The 18,992-nt window shown below is 70.9% G+C and carries 16 protein-coding genes; 10 read left to right on the top strand and 6 right to left on the bottom strand.

Annotated features, from left to right (window positions below; translation table 11 throughout):
- Positions 1-90 precede the first annotated feature (90 nt).
- Positions 91-771: a haloacid dehalogenase type II gene (locus ACFY9S_RS01280; protein WP_391121199.1), complete on the bottom strand. Its 681-nt coding sequence runs from the start codon at positions 769-771 to the stop codon at positions 91-93.
- A gap of 458 nt (positions 772-1,229) precedes the next feature.
- On the opposite strand from ACFY9S_RS01280, the gene ACFY9S_RS01275 reads away from it, so the two are divergent.
- The 3 genes from ACFY9S_RS01275 (at position 1,230) to ACFY9S_RS01265 (ending at position 3,865) form a co-directional block, all read left to right on the top strand.
- Positions 1,230-1,817, top strand: a complete 588-nt coding sequence (locus ACFY9S_RS01275; RefSeq protein ID WP_391121196.1) for a hypothetical protein — start codon at positions 1,230-1,232, stop codon at positions 1,815-1,817.
- A gap of 185 nt (positions 1,818-2,002) precedes the next feature.
- Entirely contained in the window at positions 2,003-2,605 is a 603-nt protein-coding gene (locus tag ACFY9S_RS01270) for a hypothetical protein (protein WP_391121193.1), read from the top strand.
- A gap of 453 nt (positions 2,606-3,058) precedes the next feature.
- On the top strand, positions 3,059-3,865 hold the full coding sequence (locus tag ACFY9S_RS01265) for an endonuclease (protein WP_391121190.1): 807 nt from the start codon (positions 3,059-3,061) through the stop codon (positions 3,863-3,865).
- 163 nt (positions 3,866-4,028) lie between these two features.
- On the opposite strand, the gene ACFY9S_RS01260 is transcribed toward ACFY9S_RS01265, so the two are convergent.
- Entirely contained in the window at positions 4,029-5,720 is a 1,692-nt protein-coding gene (locus ACFY9S_RS01260) for a thiamine pyrophosphate-dependent enzyme (protein WP_391121187.1), read from the bottom strand.
- A complete protein-coding gene (gene speB, locus ACFY9S_RS01255; RefSeq protein WP_391121185.1) occupies positions 5,717-6,697 on the bottom strand; it encodes an agmatinase in 981 nt (326 codons plus the stop codon). Before speB ends, ACFY9S_RS01260 begins: the two co-directional genes overlap by 4 nt.
- A gap of 440 nt (positions 6,698-7,137) precedes the next feature.
- Between speB and ACFY9S_RS01250 the strand changes: the two genes are divergently transcribed.
- Positions 7,138-7,926 carry a phosphatase gene (locus tag ACFY9S_RS01250; RefSeq protein ID WP_391121182.1) on the top strand — a complete coding sequence of 263 codons (789 nt, stop codon included), beginning with the start codon at positions 7,138-7,140 and terminating at the stop codon, positions 7,924-7,926.
- Here ACFY9S_RS01250 and ACFY9S_RS01245 read toward each other — a convergent pair.
- From ACFY9S_RS01245 to ACFY9S_RS01235, 3 genes are all read right to left on the bottom strand, one after another.
- Complete coding sequence (locus tag ACFY9S_RS01245; RefSeq protein WP_391121180.1) at positions 7,919-8,809, bottom strand: acyl-CoA thioesterase domain-containing protein; 891 nt, start codon at positions 8,807-8,809, stop codon at positions 7,919-7,921. The genes ACFY9S_RS01250 and ACFY9S_RS01245 overlap by 8 nt on opposite strands.
- A 35-nt stretch (positions 8,810-8,844) precedes the next feature.
- Positions 8,845-10,002: an acyl-CoA dehydrogenase family protein gene (locus ACFY9S_RS01240; protein ID WP_102912870.1), complete on the bottom strand. Its 1,158-nt coding sequence runs from the start codon at positions 10,000-10,002 to the stop codon at positions 8,845-8,847.
- Between the two features lie 359 nt (positions 10,003-10,361).
- Positions 10,362-10,988 (bottom strand): TetR family transcriptional regulator, encoded by a 627-nt coding sequence (locus ACFY9S_RS01235; protein ID WP_391121176.1) that lies wholly within the window; start codon positions 10,986-10,988, stop codon positions 10,362-10,364.
- A gap of 87 nt (positions 10,989-11,075) precedes the next feature.
- Between ACFY9S_RS01235 and ACFY9S_RS01230 the strand changes: the two genes are divergently transcribed.
- The 6 genes from ACFY9S_RS01230 (at position 11,076) to ACFY9S_RS01205 (ending at position 18,894) form a co-directional block, all read left to right on the top strand.
- The gene (locus tag ACFY9S_RS01230; protein ID WP_391121173.1) at positions 11,076-12,692 is read left to right on the top strand and encodes a carboxyl transferase domain-containing protein; all 1,617 of its coding nucleotides are present in this window, start codon (positions 11,076-11,078) and stop codon (positions 12,690-12,692) included.
- Positions 12,693-12,706: 14 nt separating this feature from the next.
- Entirely contained in the window at positions 12,707-14,623 is a 1,917-nt protein-coding gene (locus ACFY9S_RS01225) for a biotin carboxylase N-terminal domain-containing protein (protein ID WP_391121170.1), read from the top strand.
- Entirely contained in the window at positions 14,620-15,570 is a 951-nt protein-coding gene (locus ACFY9S_RS01220) for a hydroxymethylglutaryl-CoA lyase (RefSeq protein WP_391121167.1), read from the top strand. Before ACFY9S_RS01225 ends, ACFY9S_RS01220 begins: the two co-directional genes overlap by 4 nt.
- A gap of 5 nt (positions 15,571-15,575) precedes the next feature.
- Positions 15,576-16,736: an acyl-CoA dehydrogenase family protein gene (locus ACFY9S_RS01215; RefSeq protein WP_391121164.1), complete on the top strand. Its 1,161-nt coding sequence runs from the start codon at positions 15,576-15,578 to the stop codon at positions 16,734-16,736.
- 209 nt (positions 16,737-16,945) lie between these two features.
- Positions 16,946-17,989 carry an ABC transporter substrate-binding protein gene (locus ACFY9S_RS01210; protein ID WP_391121161.1) on the top strand — a complete coding sequence of 348 codons (1,044 nt, stop codon included), beginning with the start codon at positions 16,946-16,948 and terminating at the stop codon, positions 17,987-17,989.
- Positions 17,990-18,039: 50 nt separating this feature from the next.
- Positions 18,040-18,894 carry a siderophore-interacting protein gene (locus ACFY9S_RS01205; RefSeq protein ID WP_391121158.1) on the top strand — a complete coding sequence of 285 codons (855 nt, stop codon included), beginning with the start codon at positions 18,040-18,042 and terminating at the stop codon, positions 18,892-18,894.
- Positions 18,895-18,992: the final 98 nt, after the last annotated feature.

Genomic DNA, 18,992 nt, shown 5'->3' with positions numbered 1-18,992 from the left:
CGCCCCGGGCGCCGCAGGTGGGCGCGAATGGCGCGTGAGCCCCCTAGGGGGCCTTTCGGGGCTGCCCGTGCGGGAAGGTGTGGCGGCGAGTCAGATGCCGAGCATCTGGTTGAGCTCGTCGAGGGACTTGACCGTCACGTAGTCGTAGCCGTGGGTCACCGGGTCGTAGCCGCGGTCCAGCAGGACCAGGTTGCGGAAGCCCATGTCGTGCATCGACTGGTGGTCGTACCGGGTGTGCGAGGCGACGTGCACGAAATCCTCGGGGGACGCGTCGAGCTTCTCGAGCATGTACTCGAACGCCGCGTAGCGGGGCTTGTAGTAGCCGGCCTGCTCAGCGGTGAGGACCGCGTGGAACTCCGCGCCGAGCTTCGGCACGCTCTCCGCGAGGAAGGAGTCGTCGGCGTTGGAGAGAATGACCAGCTTGTAGTGCTCGGCCATCTTCTTCAGCGGCTCCACCACGTCCGGGTGTGGTCCCCAGCCGCGGACACCGTCGGCGAACCGCTTGCCCGCGTCCGGCGCCGCCTTCACGCCCCACTTGCGGCAGACCCGCTCGAAGGAGTCCTGCAGCACCTGCTCGTAGGGGTAGTACTCGCCGCGGACCTGGTCGTAGCGGTAGCCGCGGAACTCCCGTACGAACTGGTCGAACTGCCCGGCTGGGACCTGGTCGCCGACGAGTTCACGCGTGATGGGGGTGATCGGGTATTCGATGAGCGTGCCGTAGCAGTCGAACGAGACGTACTTCGGGCGGAACTGAAACGAGGGAATGGGCATGAGGATGCTCCTGTCCTGCTTCGGGGAACCGGTTACACCAGGGCGGGCCTTTCAGCAGCCAGTCGGGCGCCGCCACCGTGTGGCCCCTTTCGGTTCGGGCCTCACTTGATTGACATTCATTTTCAATTCGGGAAACCGGCAGGTCAACCCACACTGTGTGCCACCTTGGGGCCTTCTCGAGACGGTCTGTCACTGCGGACGGCCTCTGGACCCGACGCCGGCCGAGGAGACGGAACCTGGTTGGGCCGGGCCGGGCCGGCCGGTCCGGCCGGCCCATCGGCTCCCGCCTCGACGCGGCCGACGTCGGCCGCCCCGGCCCCACCGCACATCGCCGCGCGGCCCCCGACCCCCTCGGTCCGGGGCCGCTCCCGCGTCCCGGATCATGGACACCGGTGTCCGGCGATCGGGTAAAGGGGAGCAGAACGGTGGGCTACTGCCTGGAGATGAGCACCGGCGACATGAGAACGGTGGTACGGCTGCTCACGGCGGTGGAGCGGACCGAGCAGCAGGAGCGCACCCTGACCCGGGTGCGCACGGAGTGCGAGCGGACCGACGACCGCTTCCAGGAGCAGGGCATCGACCTCGACGTCTCCATCAGCCGGGCCCTGGAAGAGCTGATCGACGGCACCCCGAGCACCGACCTCTGCCCCGCCTACAGCTACGCCTTCTACCAGGCCGTCGCGGCACACTTCTCCGACCCCACCGACCTCGGCGCCTGGCGCCGCCCGGCGTGGTTCTACGCCATGGACGACGAACTGGCCCGGCACGGCGTGCCGTCCGACCTGCTCCCGGGTACGTTCCTGTTCAGCGGTCCGCCGCTGCGGCTGCCCCACCCCGGTGACGCGGTACCCGCGATCGGCACCCTGCCCGCCCAGCGGGCCTCCGCTCTGGCCGATGCCTACGGGTCCGTACTCGGCCGCCTGAATCCCGAATTCCGCGACGCCGCCCGCCGGTTCGCCGAGGTCATGCGGTTCGAGGCGGAGGAGTGGGAGAGCGCCCGGAAGCTCGGGACGAATCCGGACACGCTGCTCTTCTGGTTCCACTGACCTCCGCCGGCCCCTGCCGGACCTCTTGACGCCGTCCTTCCCGCCGGGATACTTGCGGTCGACAGCGCCAACTGCCGTGTCAGTCAAGGGCTTTATGAGACGGCGAGGGCGCCTGTCCGAGATCCCGAACGTCGTGCGAAGTTTCGCAAGCTTCGTGTCGACCACCCCCACCGGAGGATCCGCACATGAGCCCACGCAAGGCACTCATAGCCGCCCTGACCGCCGCACTGCTGGCCGGCCCCGGAGTCGCCCAGGCCGCCACTCCCCAGGCTCCGCCCGCCCCCGCCCGGGAACGCGCCGCGGCGGCCACCATCACCTGGTCCCTCGTCCGCGCGAGCAACCCCACCGCGGACCAGCGCTCGGCCTACGACCTCATCACCAAGGCCATGAACGCGGCCGTGGCCCGCTACAACAACCTCAGCGACCTGGGCAAGACCATCACGGTCCGCTACGAGCCGGGCGTCCCCACCGCCGACGGCAGCATGAACGGCACCATCCGCTTCGGCAGCAACCGCAGCTACATGAACGAGCGGACGGCCCTGCACGAGATCGCCCACACCATCGGCGTGGGACTGAGCGGGGGCTGGTCCCGCCTCGGCGGCAGCGGCACCTGGACCGGCGCCCAGGCCACCGCGCTCGTCAGGCAGTACGACGGCTCCGGTGCCAAGATCTCCACCGGCGGCGGCCACTTCTGGCCCTACGGCCTGAACTTCGACAACGAGTGGTCGGGCACGGCGGCCGACCGCCACGTCCACATCGTCGCCGCGATGGTCCGCGACGGCCTGTAGGAGGCCTCGCGGGGCCGGCCGTCGCTCATCCCCGGGCATCCCCCCAGATACGTCGGCCCGAACATCCGCTGCACGGCCGGGAGCAGGATCACCGAGGGGCGCGCGCCTGAAGCGCCTTCGCCAGGTCCTGCTCCGGGTTCTCCGGGGTCCCCGGGGTGAGTTCCCGGGCGGCGGTGCGGTCGGTTCGTGAGCACCTCCCTGACCCGGTCCGGGGCCGTCGCGTCCTCGCGGGACGTCACAGCAGCGCCTGCGACGCGAGGCGGGCGTCCGCGTGGACCGAACGGCCCCGACCCGCCCGCGGAGGACCGTTCTGCACGTCAACTCACGTAGACACGACCGACTTGCCGGTTTCCGTCACCTGATCGCCACGTCACATTCATTTACATGGCCGCATGTCCATGTCACTCTCCCGATTGCCGCCTCCAATCAACCCGCGTAGATGGGACCCCCCACATGCTGGCGACAACACGGATACGACGATGGAAGCCGGTGGCACTGGCCACCGCCGCCGCCCTGGCCGGCCTCACCGCGGCCACCCTGACCGCTCCCCCGGCCGCGGCCACGACGACCGCGTACGACACGACGTACTACAAGAACGCGGTCGGCAAGACGGGCACCAGCCTCAAGTCCTCCCTGCACACCATCATCAGCAGCCAGACGAAGCTCTCGTACTCCGCGGTCTGGAACGCCCTCAAGGCCACCGACCAGGACCCGAACAACAGCAACAACGTGATCCTGCTGTACAGCGGTGAATCGCGCAGCAAGTCCCTCAACGGCGGTGACACCGGCGACTGGAACCGCGAGCACGTGTGGGCCAAGTCCCACGGCGACTTCGGCGAGGCTACCGGTCCCGGCACCGACCTGCACCACCTGCGCCCGTCGGACGTGCGGATCAACAGCGTCCGCGGCAATCTGGACTTCGACAACGGCGGCAGCGCGGTCACGAACGGCGGCGGCAGCCTCGTCGACTCCGACTCCTTCCAGCCGCGTGCCGCGGACAGGGGCGACGTGGCCCGCATGATCCTCTACATGGCCGTCCGCTACGAGGGCGACGACGGCTTCGCCGACCTGGAGCCCAACGAGAAGGTCGGCAACGGCAGCAACCCGTACATCGGCAAGCTCTCCGTCCTCAAGGCATGGAACGAGGCGGACCCGCCGAGCGCCTTCGAGGAGAAGCGCAACCAGGCCATCTACGACACGTACCAGCACAACCGCAACCCGTTCATCGACCACCCGGAGTGGGTCGAGGCGATCTGGTAGCGACTGCTGTGACTGAACTCCCTTCTGTGTGAAGGGGGTTCAGCACACCGTCTTCCTCTCCGGGCTCAGAATCCTGGCCGCATCCGACATCGGCCCCGCCGGGACGCCTGCGACCTCACGGAACATCTCCCGTGAAGGCCGTCACGCCCGGCCGATCGGGTGATCAGTCCGAGCCCGGGTGCGTCGGCGCGAACATCCGCAGCACGGCCGGGAGCAGGACCACCGAGGGCCCGCTCGCCTGTAGCGCCTTCGCGAGGTCCTGCTCCAGGTTCTCCGGGGTCGTCCGTACCCCGGGCACGCCGAAGGACTCCGCGAGGGCCACGTAGTCGGGCCGGGTCAGTTCCGTCGCGGTCGCCTCGCCGAACGCGTCGGTCATGTACTCGCGCAGGATGCCGTAGCCGCCGTCGTCGACGATCAGCCAGGTGACGTCCAGGTCGTACTGGCGGGCCGTCGCCAGCTCGGCGATCGAGTACAGGGCCCCGCCGTCGCCGGAGACGGCGAGGACCGGGCGGGTCGGGTCGGCCGCCGCCGCGCCGAGGGCCGCGGGGAAGGCGTAGCCGAGGCCGCCCGCGCCCTGGGCGGAGTGCATGTGGTTGGGGCCCTTGGCGTCGAAGGCCGACCAGGCCCAGTAGGCCAGGATCGTCATGTCCCAGAAGGACGGGGAGTCGGCCGGGAGCGCCTTGCGGACGGACGCCAGTACGTCCTGCTCCAGGGTGAGTTCCTGGGCGGCGATGCGGTCGGCGACCTTCGCGAGCACCTCCCGGACCCGGTCCGCGGCCGTCGCGTCCTCGCGGGGCGTCACCGTCTCCAGCAGCGCCTGCAACGCGAGCCGGGCGTCCGCGTGGATGCCCAGCGCCGGGTGGTTGGACTCCAGCTTGCCGAGGTCCGCCTCGATCTGGACGACCCTGCCGCGGGGCTTGAACGTGTGGTAGTTCGAGGAGAGTTCACCGAGGCCCGAGCCCACGACCAGCAGGACGTCGGCGTCCTCCAGGAAGTCGGTGGTGTGCCGGTCCTCGATCCACGACTGGAGCGACAGCGGGTGCTTCCAGGGGAACGCCCCCTTGCCGCCCGGTGTCGTGACGACCGGCGCCCGGAGCCGCTCCGCCAGCTGCCTCAGCTTGCCGGAGGCGTCCGCCCGGACCACTCCCCCGCCCGCGATGATCGCCGGACGGGCGGCCCTGGACAGCAGGTCGGCGGCCACGGCGGTCAGTTCGGGACGCGGCGGCAGCTCCTCGGGGAAGGCGTCGCCGCCCGTGACGACCGGAATCGCCGTCTCGGCGAGCAGCACGTCCTGCGGGATCTCCACCCACACCGGGCCGTGCGGGGCGCTCAGCGCGGACTTCCAGGCCGCCTCGATCGCCGAGGGGATCTGGGACTGGGCGCGGACGGTGTGCACGGACTTGACCACGCCCCGGAACGAGGCGGCCTGGTCCGGGAGTTCGTGGAGGTAGCCGTGCCGGCCGCCGCCCAGGCCCGCCGTCGGGACCTGGCTGCTGATCGCCAGCACGGGCGCGGAGGCCGCCGCCGCCTCCTGGAGGGCGGCCAGGGAGGTCAGGGCGCCCGGCCCCGTCGACAGCAGCAGGGGCGCCGCCTCCCCGGTGATCCGGCCGTACGCGTCCGCCGCGAACCCGGCGTTGTTCTCCACCCGCAGGCCGATGTACCTCAGGTCCGAGCGGCGCAGCGCGTCGAACATGCCGAGGGCGTGCTGGCCGGGCAGCCCGAACACCGTCGTGGCGCCCAGCCCGGCCAGCGTCTCCACGACCAGGTCTCCGCCGCTGCGGCCGGGAGGAGGGTTCAGGGCGGCCTCCGTCTGGGCGGGCGTGGGGCGCAGTACCAGGTCGTGGTCGTGGGTCACGTGGCTTCCGAGTCCTTCCGGGCCGCGGCGATCTGGCGCGACATGATCGTGGTGAGTTCGTACGCGGTGTGGGAGGCCGCCACCGACGTGATCTCCGCGTGGTCGTACGCGGGAGCCACCTCGACGACATCGGCCGACACCAGGTTGCAGGATGCCAGGCCCCGCAGGATCTCCAGCAACTCGCGCGAGGTCATGCCGCCGGCCTCGGGCGTGCCGGTGCCGGGGGCGTGGGCCGGGTCGAGGCAGTCGATGTCGATGGAGATGTACAGCGGGCGGTCGCCGATGCGCTGGCGGAGCTGGTCGGCGACCTCGTCGGCACCACGCCGGTAGACATCGGCCGAGGTGACGATGCCGAAGCCCATCTTCTCGTCGTCGGTCAGGTCCTGCTTGCCGTAGAGCGGGCCGCGGGTACCGACGTGGGACAGGGCGGAGGTGTCGAGGATGCCCTCCTCGACCGCGCGGCGGAACGGGGTGCCGTGCGTGTACTCGGCGCCGAAGTAGGTGTCCCAGGTGTCGAGGTGGGCGTCGAAGTGCAGCAGGGCGACCGGGCCGTGCTTCTTCGCCACCGAGCGCAGCAGGGGCAGCGCGATGGTGTGGTCGCCACCGAGGGTCATCAGACGGGCGCCGGTGCCGAGCAGGTCGTCCGCGGCGGCCTCGACGGTCTCGACGGCCTCGTTGATGTCGAACGGGTTCACGGCGATGTCGCCGCCGTCCGCTACCTGGGCGAGGGCGAACGGCGAGGCGTCCTGTGCGGGGTTGTACGGGCGCAGCAGCCGGGACGCCTCGCGGATGGCGTTGCCGCCGAAACGGGCGCCCGGCCGGTACGAGACGCCCGAGTCGAACGGCACGCCCACCACCGCGACATCGGCCCGGCCGACCTCGTCCAGCCGGGGCAGCCGGGCGAAGGTCGCCGGTCCCGCGTACCGCGGAATGCGGGAGGAGTCGACGGGCCCGCGCGGAGTCTCGTTGCTGCTCATGGAGGAATGCCTTCTTTCCTACGCTTCATCGCGTATGTACTGCTTGTCGTACGACTTTACCGGGGAGTCGGGACCGGCTCGGACACGGTTCGAATGCCTGCCCGGCGACGCCTTCGCGCCAGGCGGCGAGGACGGCCACGCCGGTCGGCCTCGCCATCAAGCAGACGGCGCCGTAGCCCCCGAGCGACGACATTCAGTCCCAGCACATCCGCCTGAATCCGGGGCGACCACTGCAGTCGACACTAGGCACCCGCCAACGACTGCGACATGTACATTTCGTACACCGCAGCGCGAAGGTATGGAAGGATCGGCGTGGATGAGCGGGAGCTGCCCGGGTGCGGATCTGAGTACGTGAGCGGTGTCCCTCTGAGCACGTGACGCACGTCCCAGCGCTCGATACGCCAGGGACGCCCGCAGTCGGCTGCCTCACAATGGATGCCATGCCGATATCCGGGACACCCAGCCGCGCCGAACTCGTCGAGCACCTCGTCAGAACGCGCATCGCGGGCGACGTCGCCACTCCCCGCGAGAACAACCTTTCCCACTACCGCAAGCTGGCGAACAGCGACCGACACTACTGGTTCGGGCTGGAACTCGGCGACCGCTGGAGCGACGAGCAGGACGTCCTCGCGGTGATGGCGGAGCGCGTCGGCGTGAACGACGACCCCGAGTACCGGTACGGCCAGGACACCATCGACCCGGAGCTGACCGTCGACGGCCTGGAGCGGATGGCCGGGCGGCTGCGCAAGGCGGCGGACGGGCAGCAGCGCGTCCTCTTCGCCACCGGCCACCCCGGCGGCCTCCTCGACGTGCACCGTGCGACCGCGTCGGCGCTGCGCGCGGCCGGCTGCGAGATCGTCGTCATCCCGGACGGGCTGACGACGGAGGAGGGCTACGTCATGCAGTTCGCGGACGTGGCGGTGCTGGAGCACGGCGCCACCCTGTGGCACACCCACTCCGGCGAACCGATGAAGGCGATCCTGACGGCCCTGGAGCGGGAGGGCCGCCCGCTGCCCGACCTGGTGGTCGCCGACCACGGCTGGGCGGGCTACGCGGGGCAGCACGGCGTGGACTCCGTCGGCTACGCCGACTGCAACGACCCGGCTCTCTTCATCGCCGAGGCCGAGGGCACCGTGCAGGTGACGGTCCCCCTCGACGACCATGTGGTCAGCCCGCGCCACTACGACCCGATGACGGCGTACCTGCTGTCGGAGGCGGGCCTCAGCTAGGGCCCGGCTCGCGCGGGACGCGGACCACGCCCTCCTGGATCACGGTGATGGCCAGCCGCCCGTCCTGCGTGTAGATCCGCGCCTGCCCCAGTCCCCGGCCGCCGTACGCGGACGGGGACTCCTGGTCGTACAGCAGCCACTCGTCGGCGCGGAACGGCCGGTGGAACCACATCGCGTGGTCGAGCGAGGCCCCGACGACGTCCCCGACGGCCCAGCCGCCGCGCCCGTGCGCGAGCAGCACGGAGTCGAGCAGCGTCATGTCGGAGACGTACGTGGCGAGGACGACGTGCAGCAGCGGCTCGTCGACCGCGCCGCCCAGTTTGCCGTTGGTGCGGAACCACACCTGCGAGTGCGGCTCGCGCGGCTCGCCGAACTTCCCGTAGGGCGGCTCGTCGACGTACCGCAGGTCGACGGCGGAACGGGCCTCGATGAACTTCTCCACCACGACGGGATCGAGATGCCCGTACCCGCGCAGCCGCTCCTCGCCGGTCGGGAGGGTCACGGGATCGGGCGCGGCCGGCATGGGCTCCTGGTGGTCCAGCCCGTCCTCATACGTCTGGAAGGACGCCGAGAGGTGGAAGATCGGCTTGCCGTGCTGGACGGCGACGACGCGGCGGGTGGTGAAGGAGCGGCCGTCGCGGATCCGGTCGACGGTGTAGACGATGGGCGCGCCGGGGTCGCCGGGGCGCAGGAAGTACGCGTGCAGCGAGTGCGCGGGCCGGTCCTCGGGGACCGTGCGCCCGGCGGCGACGAGCGCCTGGGCGGCGACCTGCCCGCCGAAGACCCGCGGGACGACGGCGGACCGGGACCGGCCGCGGAAGATGTCCTCCTCGATCTGCTCGAGGTCGAGCAGATCGAGGAGGTCCTGAAGTGCATTGCTCATGGCAACTGTTGTACCGGCCAATGACTACGGCCGGTTCACAGCCCCATGTTCTTCGCGATGATCGACTTCATGATCTCGCTGGTGCCGCCGTAGATGCGGTTGACGCGGTTGTCCGCGTACAGGCGGGCGATGGGGTACTCGTTCATGAAGCCGTAGCCGCCGTGCAGCTGGAGGCAGCGGTCGATGACGCGGTGGGCGACCTCGGTGCAGAACAGCTTCGCGGAGGCGGCCTCGGCGGGGGTGAGCTCGCCGGCGTCCAGGGCCTCGGTCGCGCGGTCGGCGACGGCCTCGGCGGCGTCCACCTCGGCCTGGCAGGCGGCCAGCTCGAACTTGGTGTTCTGGAAGGACGCGACCGTCTTGCCGAAGACGGTGCGGTCCTGGACGTACTGCTTGGCGAACCGGACGGCGGCCTTGGCCTGGGCGTAGGCGCCGAAGGCGATGCCCCAGCGCTCGGAGGCCAGGTTGTGGCCGAGGTAGTAGAAGCCCTTGTTCTCCTCGCCGAGCAGGTCCTCGACGGGCACCTTGACGTCGACGAACGCCAGCTCGGCGGTGTCGGAGGTCTTCAGGCCGAGCTTGTCGAGCTTGCGGCCGACGGAGTAGCCCTCGGACTTGGTGTCCACGGCGAAGAGGGAGATGCCGTGGCGGCGGTCCTCGGCGGTCGGGGCGGAGGTGCGGGCGCAGACGATCATGCGGTCGGCGTGCACGCCGCCGGTGATGAAGGTCTTGGCGCCGTTGAGGACGTAGTGGGTCCCGTCCTCGCTCAGCTTGGCGGTGGACTTCATGCCCGCGAGGTCGGAGCCGGTGCCGGGCTCCGTCATGGCGATGGCCCACATCTCCTCGCCGCTGACGAACTTCGGGAGGAAGCGCTTCTTCTGCTCGTCGGTGGCGAGCATCTTGATGTACGGCAGGGCAAGCAGCACGTGCACGCCGGAGCCGCCGAAGGCGACGCCCGCTCGAGCGGTCTCCTCGTAGAGGACGGCCTCGAACTTGTGGCTGTCCAGACCAGCTCCGCCGAACTCCTCGGGGACGTTGATGCCGAAGATGCCCAGCTCACCGAGCTTGTAGTAGAAGTCACGGGGCGCCTGGCCCGCTGCGAACCACTCGTCGTACACGGGTACGACCTCGGCCTCGATGAAGGCGCGAAGGGTCTCCCGGAACGCCTCGTGATCCTCGTTGAACACCGTACGGCGCACGCCGCCACCTCCACGACTTCGCATGTCTAAGCGCTTGCTCAGCCAAAGATACCGGCGAGTATCGAGACACGTCCAGGGTGGAGCCGGGGTGGTCGGGGTAACGCTCGTCACGCCGGGGGCCGCCGGGCGGGGGCGAGATCCCTCGGGGCGCAGGGGGGCGAAGCCCCGCCGGGGTCCGGGTCAGAACCCACGCCGGGGTTCGGGGCGCAACCTCGGGGCGTGGCCGGCCGCCGGCTTGACCGTTCCAGGCGGGTGGGAAACGCCGGGGGCACAGGGGGCTAAGCCCCCGCAGGCGTTCGGGCGAAACCCGTCGGCGTTCGGGGCGGAGCCCCGGGGCGAGCCCGGCCTCTGGCCGACAGTCATGGGCGGGCGGGTGGGTGGGCAAAGGCCCCCTGAACCTCCGCCGCGGCGAACGCCCCCCGGGCCATCCGGTGGAGCAGCTCCGCCGTAGCCCCCCGCCCGGGCAGCGACCCGCCCCTGCCCAGATGCGGCGTCGAGTTCAGCAGCCCGAACACCGAGTGCACGGCCGACCGGGCGGCCGGCTCCCCCAGCCCCGGGTACACCTCCCGAACGACCCCAACCCACAGCTCCACGTACTGCCGCTGCAGCTGCCGCACCATCTTCCGGTCACTGTCCCGCAGGCGATCCAGCTCCCGGTCGTGCAGGGTGATCAGGGGCCGGTCATCGAGCGCGAAGTCGATATGCCCCTCGATCAGCGAGTCGAGCACCCCCTCCGCCCCACCCCCGTCCGCCTCCGCCAGCCTCCGCTTCGCCCCGGTCAGCAACTGCCCGCTGATCCCCACCAGCAGCTCCGCGAGCATCGCGTCCTTGCCCGCGAAGTGCCGGTACAGCCCGGGTCCGCTGATCCCGACCGCGGCGCCTATCTCGTCGACCCCGACCCCATGGAAGCCCCGCTCGGCGAAGAGCCGGGCAGCCTCCTTGAGGATCTGCTCGCGTCGGGTGGGGGCGTCGGTTCTCGTGGCCATGAAATCAATTCTAGACAGGGAGGTTAGCGGTCGTTAACCTGAAGGAAATGCGTTAACGCTCATTAACAAGGTGAGGGGACCCGCAGGATGCACGAGGCACCGGAGCTCACGAGCGCGGCAGACCCCGCGTCGGAGGCCTTTCGGGCCAACGAGGAGGCGCACCACACCCTCGTGGCGGAGCTGCGCGCCAAGCTCGCCGCCGCCGCGCAGGGCGGTGGCGAGAAGGCCCGCGCCCGCCACACCGCGCGCGGCAAGCTGCTCCCCCGCGACCGTGTGGACACCCTCCTCGACCCGGGCTCGCCGTTCCTGGAGCTGGCCCCGCTCGCGGCCGACGGGATGTACGAGGGCCAGGCCCCGGCCGCCGGAGTCATCGCCGGCATCGGCCGGGTCAGCGGCCGCGAGACGGTGGTCATCGCCAACGACGCCACGGTCAAGGGCGGCACGTACTATCCGATGACGGTCAAGAAGCACCTCCGCGCCCAGGAGGTCGCCCTCGACAACCGCCTCCCCTGCGTCTACCTGGTGGACTCCGGAGGCGCCTTCCTCCCCATGCAGGACGAGGTCTTCCCCGACCGCGACCACTTCGGCCGCATCTTCTACAACCAGGCCCGCATGTCCGGCGCCGGCATCCCCCAGATCGCCGCCGTCCTCGGCTCGTGCACGGCCGGCGGGGCGTACGTCCCGGCGATGAGCGACGAGGCGGTGATCGTCCGCAACCAGGGCACCATCTTCCTGGGCGGCCCGCCCCTGGTGAAGGCGGCCACGGGCGAGGTCGTCACGGCCGAGGAGCTCGGCGGCGGCGAGGTCCACTCCCGCGTCTCGGGCGTCACCGACCACCTCGCGGAGAACGACGCGCACGCCCTGCGCATCGTCCGCACCATCGTCTCCACACTCCCCGCGCGCGGGACGCTCCCCTGGGAGGTCACCGAGGCGACGGAACCCAAGGTCGACCCGCACGGCCTCTACGGCGCGGTCCCGGTCGACTCCCGCACCCCCTACGACGTGCGCGAGATCATCGGCCGGGTCGTCGACGGCTCCCGTTTCGCCGAGTTCAAGTCGGAGTTCGGCCAGACCCTGGTCACCGGCTTCGCCCGGATCCACGGCCACCCGGTGGGCATCGTCGCCAACAACGGCATCCTGTTCTCCGAGTCCGCCCAGAAGGGCGCCCACTTCATCGAGCTGTGCGACCAGCGCGGCATCCCGCTGGTGTTCCTCCAGAACATCTCGGGCTTCATGGTCGGCAGGGACTACGAGGCGGGCGGCATCGCCAAGCACGGCGCCAAGATGGTCACGGCGGTGGCCTGCACCCGCGTACCGAAGCTGACGGTCGTGGTCGGCGGCTCGTACGGCGCGGGCAACTACTCCATGTGCGGCAGGGCGTACTCCCCCCGCTTCCTGTGGATGTGGCCGAACGCCAAGGTCTCGGTCATGGGCGGCGAGCAGGCCGCCTCGGTCCTCGCGACCGTCAAGCGGGACCAGCTGGAGGGGCGCGGCGAGTCCTGGCCCGCCGAGGAGGAGGACGCCTTCAAGGCCCCGATCCGCGCCCAGTACGAGCGCCAGGGCAACGCCTACTACGCGTCGGCCCGCCTCTGGGACGACGGTGTGATCGACCCGCTGGACACCCGTCAGGTCCTGGGCCTGGCCCTGACCGCGTGCGCCAACGCGCCCCTGGGTGATCCCCAGTTCGGCGTCTTCCGGATGTGAGGGGACGGACGACGATGTTCGAGACAGTACTGGTGGCCAACCGCGGCGAGATCGCCGTACGGGTGATCCGTACGCTGCGGTCGATGGGCGTGCGCTCGGTGGCCGTCTTCTCCGACGCGGACGCCGACGCCCGGCATGTCCGCGAGGCGGACACGGCGGTCCGGATCGGCCCGGCTCCCGCGTCCGAGAGCTATCTGTCGGTGAAGCGCCTGCTGGAGGCCGCGGCCCGCACGGGCGCCCAGGCCGTCCACCCCGGCTACGGCTTCCTCGCGGAGAACGCCGCCTTCGCGCGTGCCTGCGCCGAGGCGGGCCTGGTCTTCATCGGCCCTCCGGCGGACGCGATCGCGCTCATGGGCGACAAGATCCGCGCCAAGGAGACGGTGCAGGCGGCCGGAGTGCCGGTCGTGCCCGGCGGCCGCGACCCGGATCTGGCCGAGGCGGCCCGCGCGCTCGGCGCGCCCGTCCTGCTGAAGCCCAGCGCGGGCGGCGGCGGCAAGGGCATGCGCCTGGTGCGGGACCTCACCCGGCTGGAGGACGAGATCGCCTCGGCCCGCCGGGAGGCCCGCGCCTCCTTCGGCGACGACACCCTCCTGGTGGAGCGCTGGATCGACCGGCCCCGCCACATCGAGATCCAGGTCCTGGCGGACGGCCACGGCAACGTGGTCCACCTGGGCGAGCGCGAGTGCTCCCTCCAGCGCCGCCACCAGAAGATCATCGAGGAGGCGCCGAGCGTGCTCCTCGACGAACGGACGCGTGCCGCGATGGGCGAGGCGGCGGTCCAGGCGGCCCGTTCCTGCGGCTACCGGGGCGCGGGCACGGTGGAGTTCATCGTCCCCGGCACCGACCCGTCGTCGTACTACTTCATGGAGATGAACACCCGCCTCCAGGTGGAGCACCCGGTCACGGAGCTGATCACCGGCCTGGACCTGGTGGAGTGGCAGCTGCGGGTGGCGGCCGGCGAGCCGCTCGGCTTCGCCCAGGGGGACGTACGGCTGACCGGTCACGCGGTGGAGGCCCGCATCTGCGCCGAGGACCCGGCCCGCGGCTTCCTCCCCTCCGGCGGCACGGTCCTCAGGCTGCGCGAGCCGCAGGGCGACGGCGTCCGCACCGACTCGGGCCTCACCGAGGGCACGGAGGTCGGCAGCCTCTACGATCCGATGCTCTCCAAGGTCATCGCCTACGGCCCCGACCGTGCGACGGCCCTGCGCAAGCTCCGCGCGGCCCTGGCGGGGACGGTCACGCTCGGGGTGCAGACGAACGCCGGTTTCCTGCGCCGCCTGCTCGCCCACCCGGCGGTGGTCTCCGGCGACATGGACACCGGTCTGGTCGAGCGCGAGGTGGACGGCCTGGTCCCCACGGACGTACCGGAGGAGGTGTACGAGGCGGCGGCGGCCGTACGTCTGGAAGCCCTGAGGCCGGAGCCGGGCGGCTGGACGGACCCCTTCTCGGTGCCGAGCGGCTGGCGCCTGGGCGGCGCACCGAAGCCGGCCGCCTTCCACCTGCGGGTGCAGGAGGCCCTGGAGTACACCCCGCGCGGCACGGCCACGGTCACCGACGACCGGGTCGCCGTGACACTCGACGGCGTCCGCCACACCTTCCACCGCGCCGCCGACTGGCTCGGCCGTGACGGCGACGCGTGGCACGTCCGGGACCACGACCCGGTCGCCGCGTCCCTCACCCGCGCCGCCCACGGGGGCGCCGACTCGCTGACCGCGCCGATGCCCGGCACGGTGACAGTGGTGAAGGTCGCCGTCGGCGACGAGGTGAGCGCCGGTCAGAGCCTGCTGGTGGTGGAGGCGATGAAGATGGAGCACGTCATCGCGGCGCCGCACGCGGGCAAGGTCACCGAGCTGGACGTGGCACCCGGCACCACGGTCGCCATGGACCAGGTGCTGGCGGTCATCGCACCGCACGAGGAGGCGGCGGAATGACGGTCCCAGGGCTCCCGATGGCCGTCCCTAGCAGGGACCTGCCCACGCGCGTCCGCATCCACGAGGTCGGCGCCCGCGACGGCCTGCAGAACGAGAAGGCGACGGTCCCCACGGAGGTCAAGGCGGAGTTCATCCGCCGTCTGGCCGACGCCGGCCTGACCACGATCGAGGCGACGAGCTTCGTCCACCCCAAGTGGGTCCCCCAGCTGGCGGACGCGGAGCAGCTGTTCCCTCTCGTCAGCGACCTCCCGGTGGCGCTCCCGGTCCTCGTCCCGAACGAGAGGGGCCTCGACCGGTCCCTGGCACTGGGCGCCCGGCGGGTCGCGGTGTTCGCCAGCGCGACGGAGTCCTTCGCCAAGGCCAACCTCAACCGCACGGTGGACGAGGCGCTGGCGATGTTCGAGCCGGTGGTGGCCCGTGCGAAGGCGGAGTCGGTGCACGTCCGCGGCTACCTCTCGATGTGCTTCGGCGACCCGTGGGAGGGCGCGGTTCCGATCCCCCAGGTGGTGAAGGTCTGCCGGGCCCTGCTGGACATGGGCTGCGACGAACTGAGCCTGGGCGACACGATCGGCGTGGCGACGCCGGGCCACGTGGTGGCGCTCCTCGCGGCCCTGGACGAGGCGGGCGTCCCGCCCACCGCCCTCGGCGTGCACTTCCACGACACCTACGGACAGGCCCTGGCCAACACCCTCGCGGCGCTCCAGCAGGGCGTCACCACGGTCGACGCCTCCGCGGGCGGCCTGGGCGGCTGCCCGTACGCGAAGTCGGCGACGGGCAACCTCGCCACCGAAGACCTCGTGTGGATGCTGCGGGGCCTCGGCATCGACACCGGAATCGACCTCGGCCGCCTCGTCGCCACGAGCACGTGGATGGCCGCCCACCTGGGCCGACCCAGCCCGTCCCGCACCGTCCGAGCCCTGTCCCACGAGGACACCGAGGAGCACTGATCACCATGGACTACCGTCTCTCCCCCGAACTGGAGGAACTCCGCCGTACGGTCGAGGAGTTCGCGCACGAGGTGGTGGCGCCGAAGATCGGCGACTTCTACGAGCGGCACGAGTTCCCGTACGAGATCGTCCGGGAGATGGGCCGCATGGGTCTGTTCGGTCTGCCGTTCCCCGAGGAGTACGGCGGCATGGGCGGCGACTACCTGGCGCTGGGCGTGGCCCTGGAGGAACTGGCGCGGGTGGACTCCTCGGTGGCGATCACCCTGGAGGCCGGAGTCTCACTGGGCGCGATGCCGATCCACCTCTACGGCACCGAGGCCCAGAAGCAGGAGTGGCTCCCCCGTCTCTGCTCGGGCGAAGTGCTCGGCGCGTTCGGCCTGACCGAGCCGGACGGCGGCAGCGACGCGGGCGCGACCCGTACGACGGCGCGCCTGGACGAGTCGACGAACGAGTGGGTGATCAACGGCACGAAGTGCTTCATCACCAACTCTGGCACGGACATCACGGGCCTGGTGACGGTCACGGCGGTCACCGGCCGCAAGCCCGACGGCAGGCCGCAGATCTCCTCGATCATCGTCCCGTCGGGCACCCCGGGTTTCTCGGTCGCGGCCCCCTACTCCAAGGTCGGCTGGAACGCCTCGGACACCCGCGAGTTGTCCTTCACGGACGTCCGCGTCCCGGCGGCGAACCTCCTGGGCGAGGAAGGCCGCGGCTACGCCCAGTTCCTGCGCATCCTCGACGAGGGCCGCATCGCGATCGCGGCCCTGGCGACGGGCCTGGCGCAGGGCTGCGTCGACGAGTCGGTCAAGTACGCCAAGGAGCGTCACGCCTTCGGCAAGCCGATCGCCGCGAACCAGGCGATCCAGTTCAAGATCGCCGACATGGAGATGAAGGCCCACACGTCCCGCCTCGCCTGGCGCGACGCGGCGGCCCGCCTGGTGACCGGCGCGCCCTTCAAGAAGGAAGCGGCCCTGGCGAAGCTCCACTCGTCGACGGTGGCCGTCGACAATGCCCGCGAGGCCACCCAGATCCACGGCGGCTACGGCTTCATGAACGAGTACCCGGTCGCCCGCATGTGGCGAGACTCCAAGATCCTGGAGATCGGCGAGGGCACGAGCGAGGTCCAGCGGATGCTGATCGCGCGGGAGTTGGGGCTGGTGGGCTGAGGGACGGATGCGGGGCCGGAGGCCCTCGGTCGCACGGGCGCAGTGACTCGGATCACTGCGCCCGTTCGCATGTCGACGCCTCCTCCGGGCACCCAGCCGAGGGCCCTCCTGGACACGATCTGAGGTTAGGCTAACCTAATTCTGATCTCAGCCAAGCGGCTGCAAGCCGTGCCCGCAGTGGCTCCGTACGCACGAAAGCAGATCCCGTCATGTCGAACGCCAGAACCGCCCGTTACTCCCGCCGCGGCCTGCTCGCCGCCGGTGGCGCTCTCGGGCTCGGCGCCCTCGTGACCGCGTGTGGCAGTGAAGACTCCAAGGACGGCGGCTCGGACGCGAAGGGCGCCGCCAAGTCCGGCCCGTGGTCCTTCAAGGACGACCGCGGCAAGACCGTGAGCCTGGACCAGGTCCCCACGAAGATCGCCGCGTTCACCGGTGTCGCCGCCGCCCTGCACGACTACGGCATCACGGTCGAGGGCGTCTTCGGCCCGACCAAAACGAAGGACGGCAAGGCCGACGTCCAGGCCGGCGACATGGACGTCAGCAAGCTGACCGTCTTCGGCAACCGGTTCGACCAGTTCAACGTCGAGCAGTACGCGGCCTTCCAGCCCGAGGTGCTCATCACCACCACGTTCGACGCCGCCGGCACCCTCTGGTACGTCCCGGAGACGTCCAAGGACAAGATCGCCAAGCTCGCCCCGAGCGTGGCCCTCTCGGTCTTCGACCGTCAGATGCCGAAGCCGCTGCAGCGCATGGCCGAACTCGCCGAGTCCCTCGGCGCCGACCTGAAGGCCGCGAAGACCGTCGAGGCGAAGAAGCGCTTCGAGGCCGCCTCCGAGCGGCTGCGCAAGGCCGCCAAGTCCCGCCCCGAGATCAAGGTGCTGGCCGGTTCCGCCTCGGACGCCATCTTCTACGTCTCCGGCTCCAACTTCTCCATCGACCTGGAGTACTTCAAGGCCCTCGGTGTGAACCTCGTCGAGCCTCCGAAGAAGGCCATGGAGGCCAACGGCGGCTGGTTCGAGAACCTCAGCTGGGAGAACGTCGACAAGTACCCGGCGGACATCATCATGATGGACGACCGCGCCTCGACCATCCAGCCGGCCGACATCACCGAGGCGACCTGGAAGAAGCTGCCCGCGGTCAAGGCCGGTCAGGTCATCTCGCGTTCCCCCGAGCCGATCCTGTCGTACGACAAGTGCACGCCGCTGGTGGAGAACCTCGCGAAGGCCATCGAGTCCGCCAAGAAGGTCGCCTGACCCGCCCAGGGACTGACCCCCTCCCCCTTCCTGACGTCCAGGAGCCGCACGTGACCACCGCCGTAGCCGCCCCGTTCCGTTTCTTCTCCCTCCAGGTCGTGCGGACGAGGCGGCTCGGGCCGTCTCTGGTCCGTGTCACCTTCGGCGGGCCGGATCTGCACGCCTTCCACTCCGACGGGCACGACCAGTCCCTGTCGCTGTTCCTGCCGCACCCCGGGCAGCCCGAGCCGGTCGTGCCGCTCGAACTGGGGGACGGCTGGTGGCAGGGGTGGCGCGAACTCCCGGAGGACGTCAGGGCCGTGATGCGGTCGTACACCCTGCGCGGTCTGCGCCGGGACCCGGACGAGATCGACGTCGACTTCGCCCTGCACGGCATCGAGCCGGGCGCCGCGGTCCAGGCAGGACCGGCCTCTCGCTGGGCCGCCCGGGCCGCCGCCGGGGACCGGGTCCTGCTGCTCGGCCCGGCGGTGGCCGACAACCGGGCGATCCGCTTCCGGCCACCCGAGGACACCGATCTCGTCATCGTCTGGGGCGACGAGACCGCCGTACCCGCCGCCTCGGCCATCGTCGAGGCACTGCCGGCCGGCACCCGCGCCCGGGTCTGGCTGGAGGTCCCGCACGCCGGCGACATCCAGGACCTGGTGACCGAGGCCGACGCCGACATCACCTGGCTCGTCAGGGAGGAGCGGAGCGCCGAGGGGGCTCCCATGGCCCTCGACGCCCTCCGCGCCGCCCGTCTGCCGTCCGCCGAGCGGCCGTACGTCTGGATCGCCGGCGAGTCCGCGTGCGTGAAGGAGCTGCGCCGGCACTTCGTGCGCGAGCGCGGGATCGACCGCCGCAGGGTGACGTTCGTCGGCTACTGGCGCCGCGGTGTCAGCGAGGAGCAGCTGCGGGCCGAGGGATAGCCGCAGCGCCGCCATCACCGAAGTGACACGAGTGACCACGATCACGGCAGGGCCTGCCGAACCCTCGATCAACTTAGGTTAGCCTTACCTAAGTATTG

Origin of the sequence: Streptomyces sp. NPDC012474, from assembly GCF_042955185.1 — a bacterium.
Taxonomy (GTDB): Bacteria; Actinomycetota; Actinomycetes; order Streptomycetales; family Streptomycetaceae; genus Streptomyces; species Streptomyces cahuitamycinicus.
This window is presented reverse-complemented; position numbering and strand designations above follow the sequence as displayed.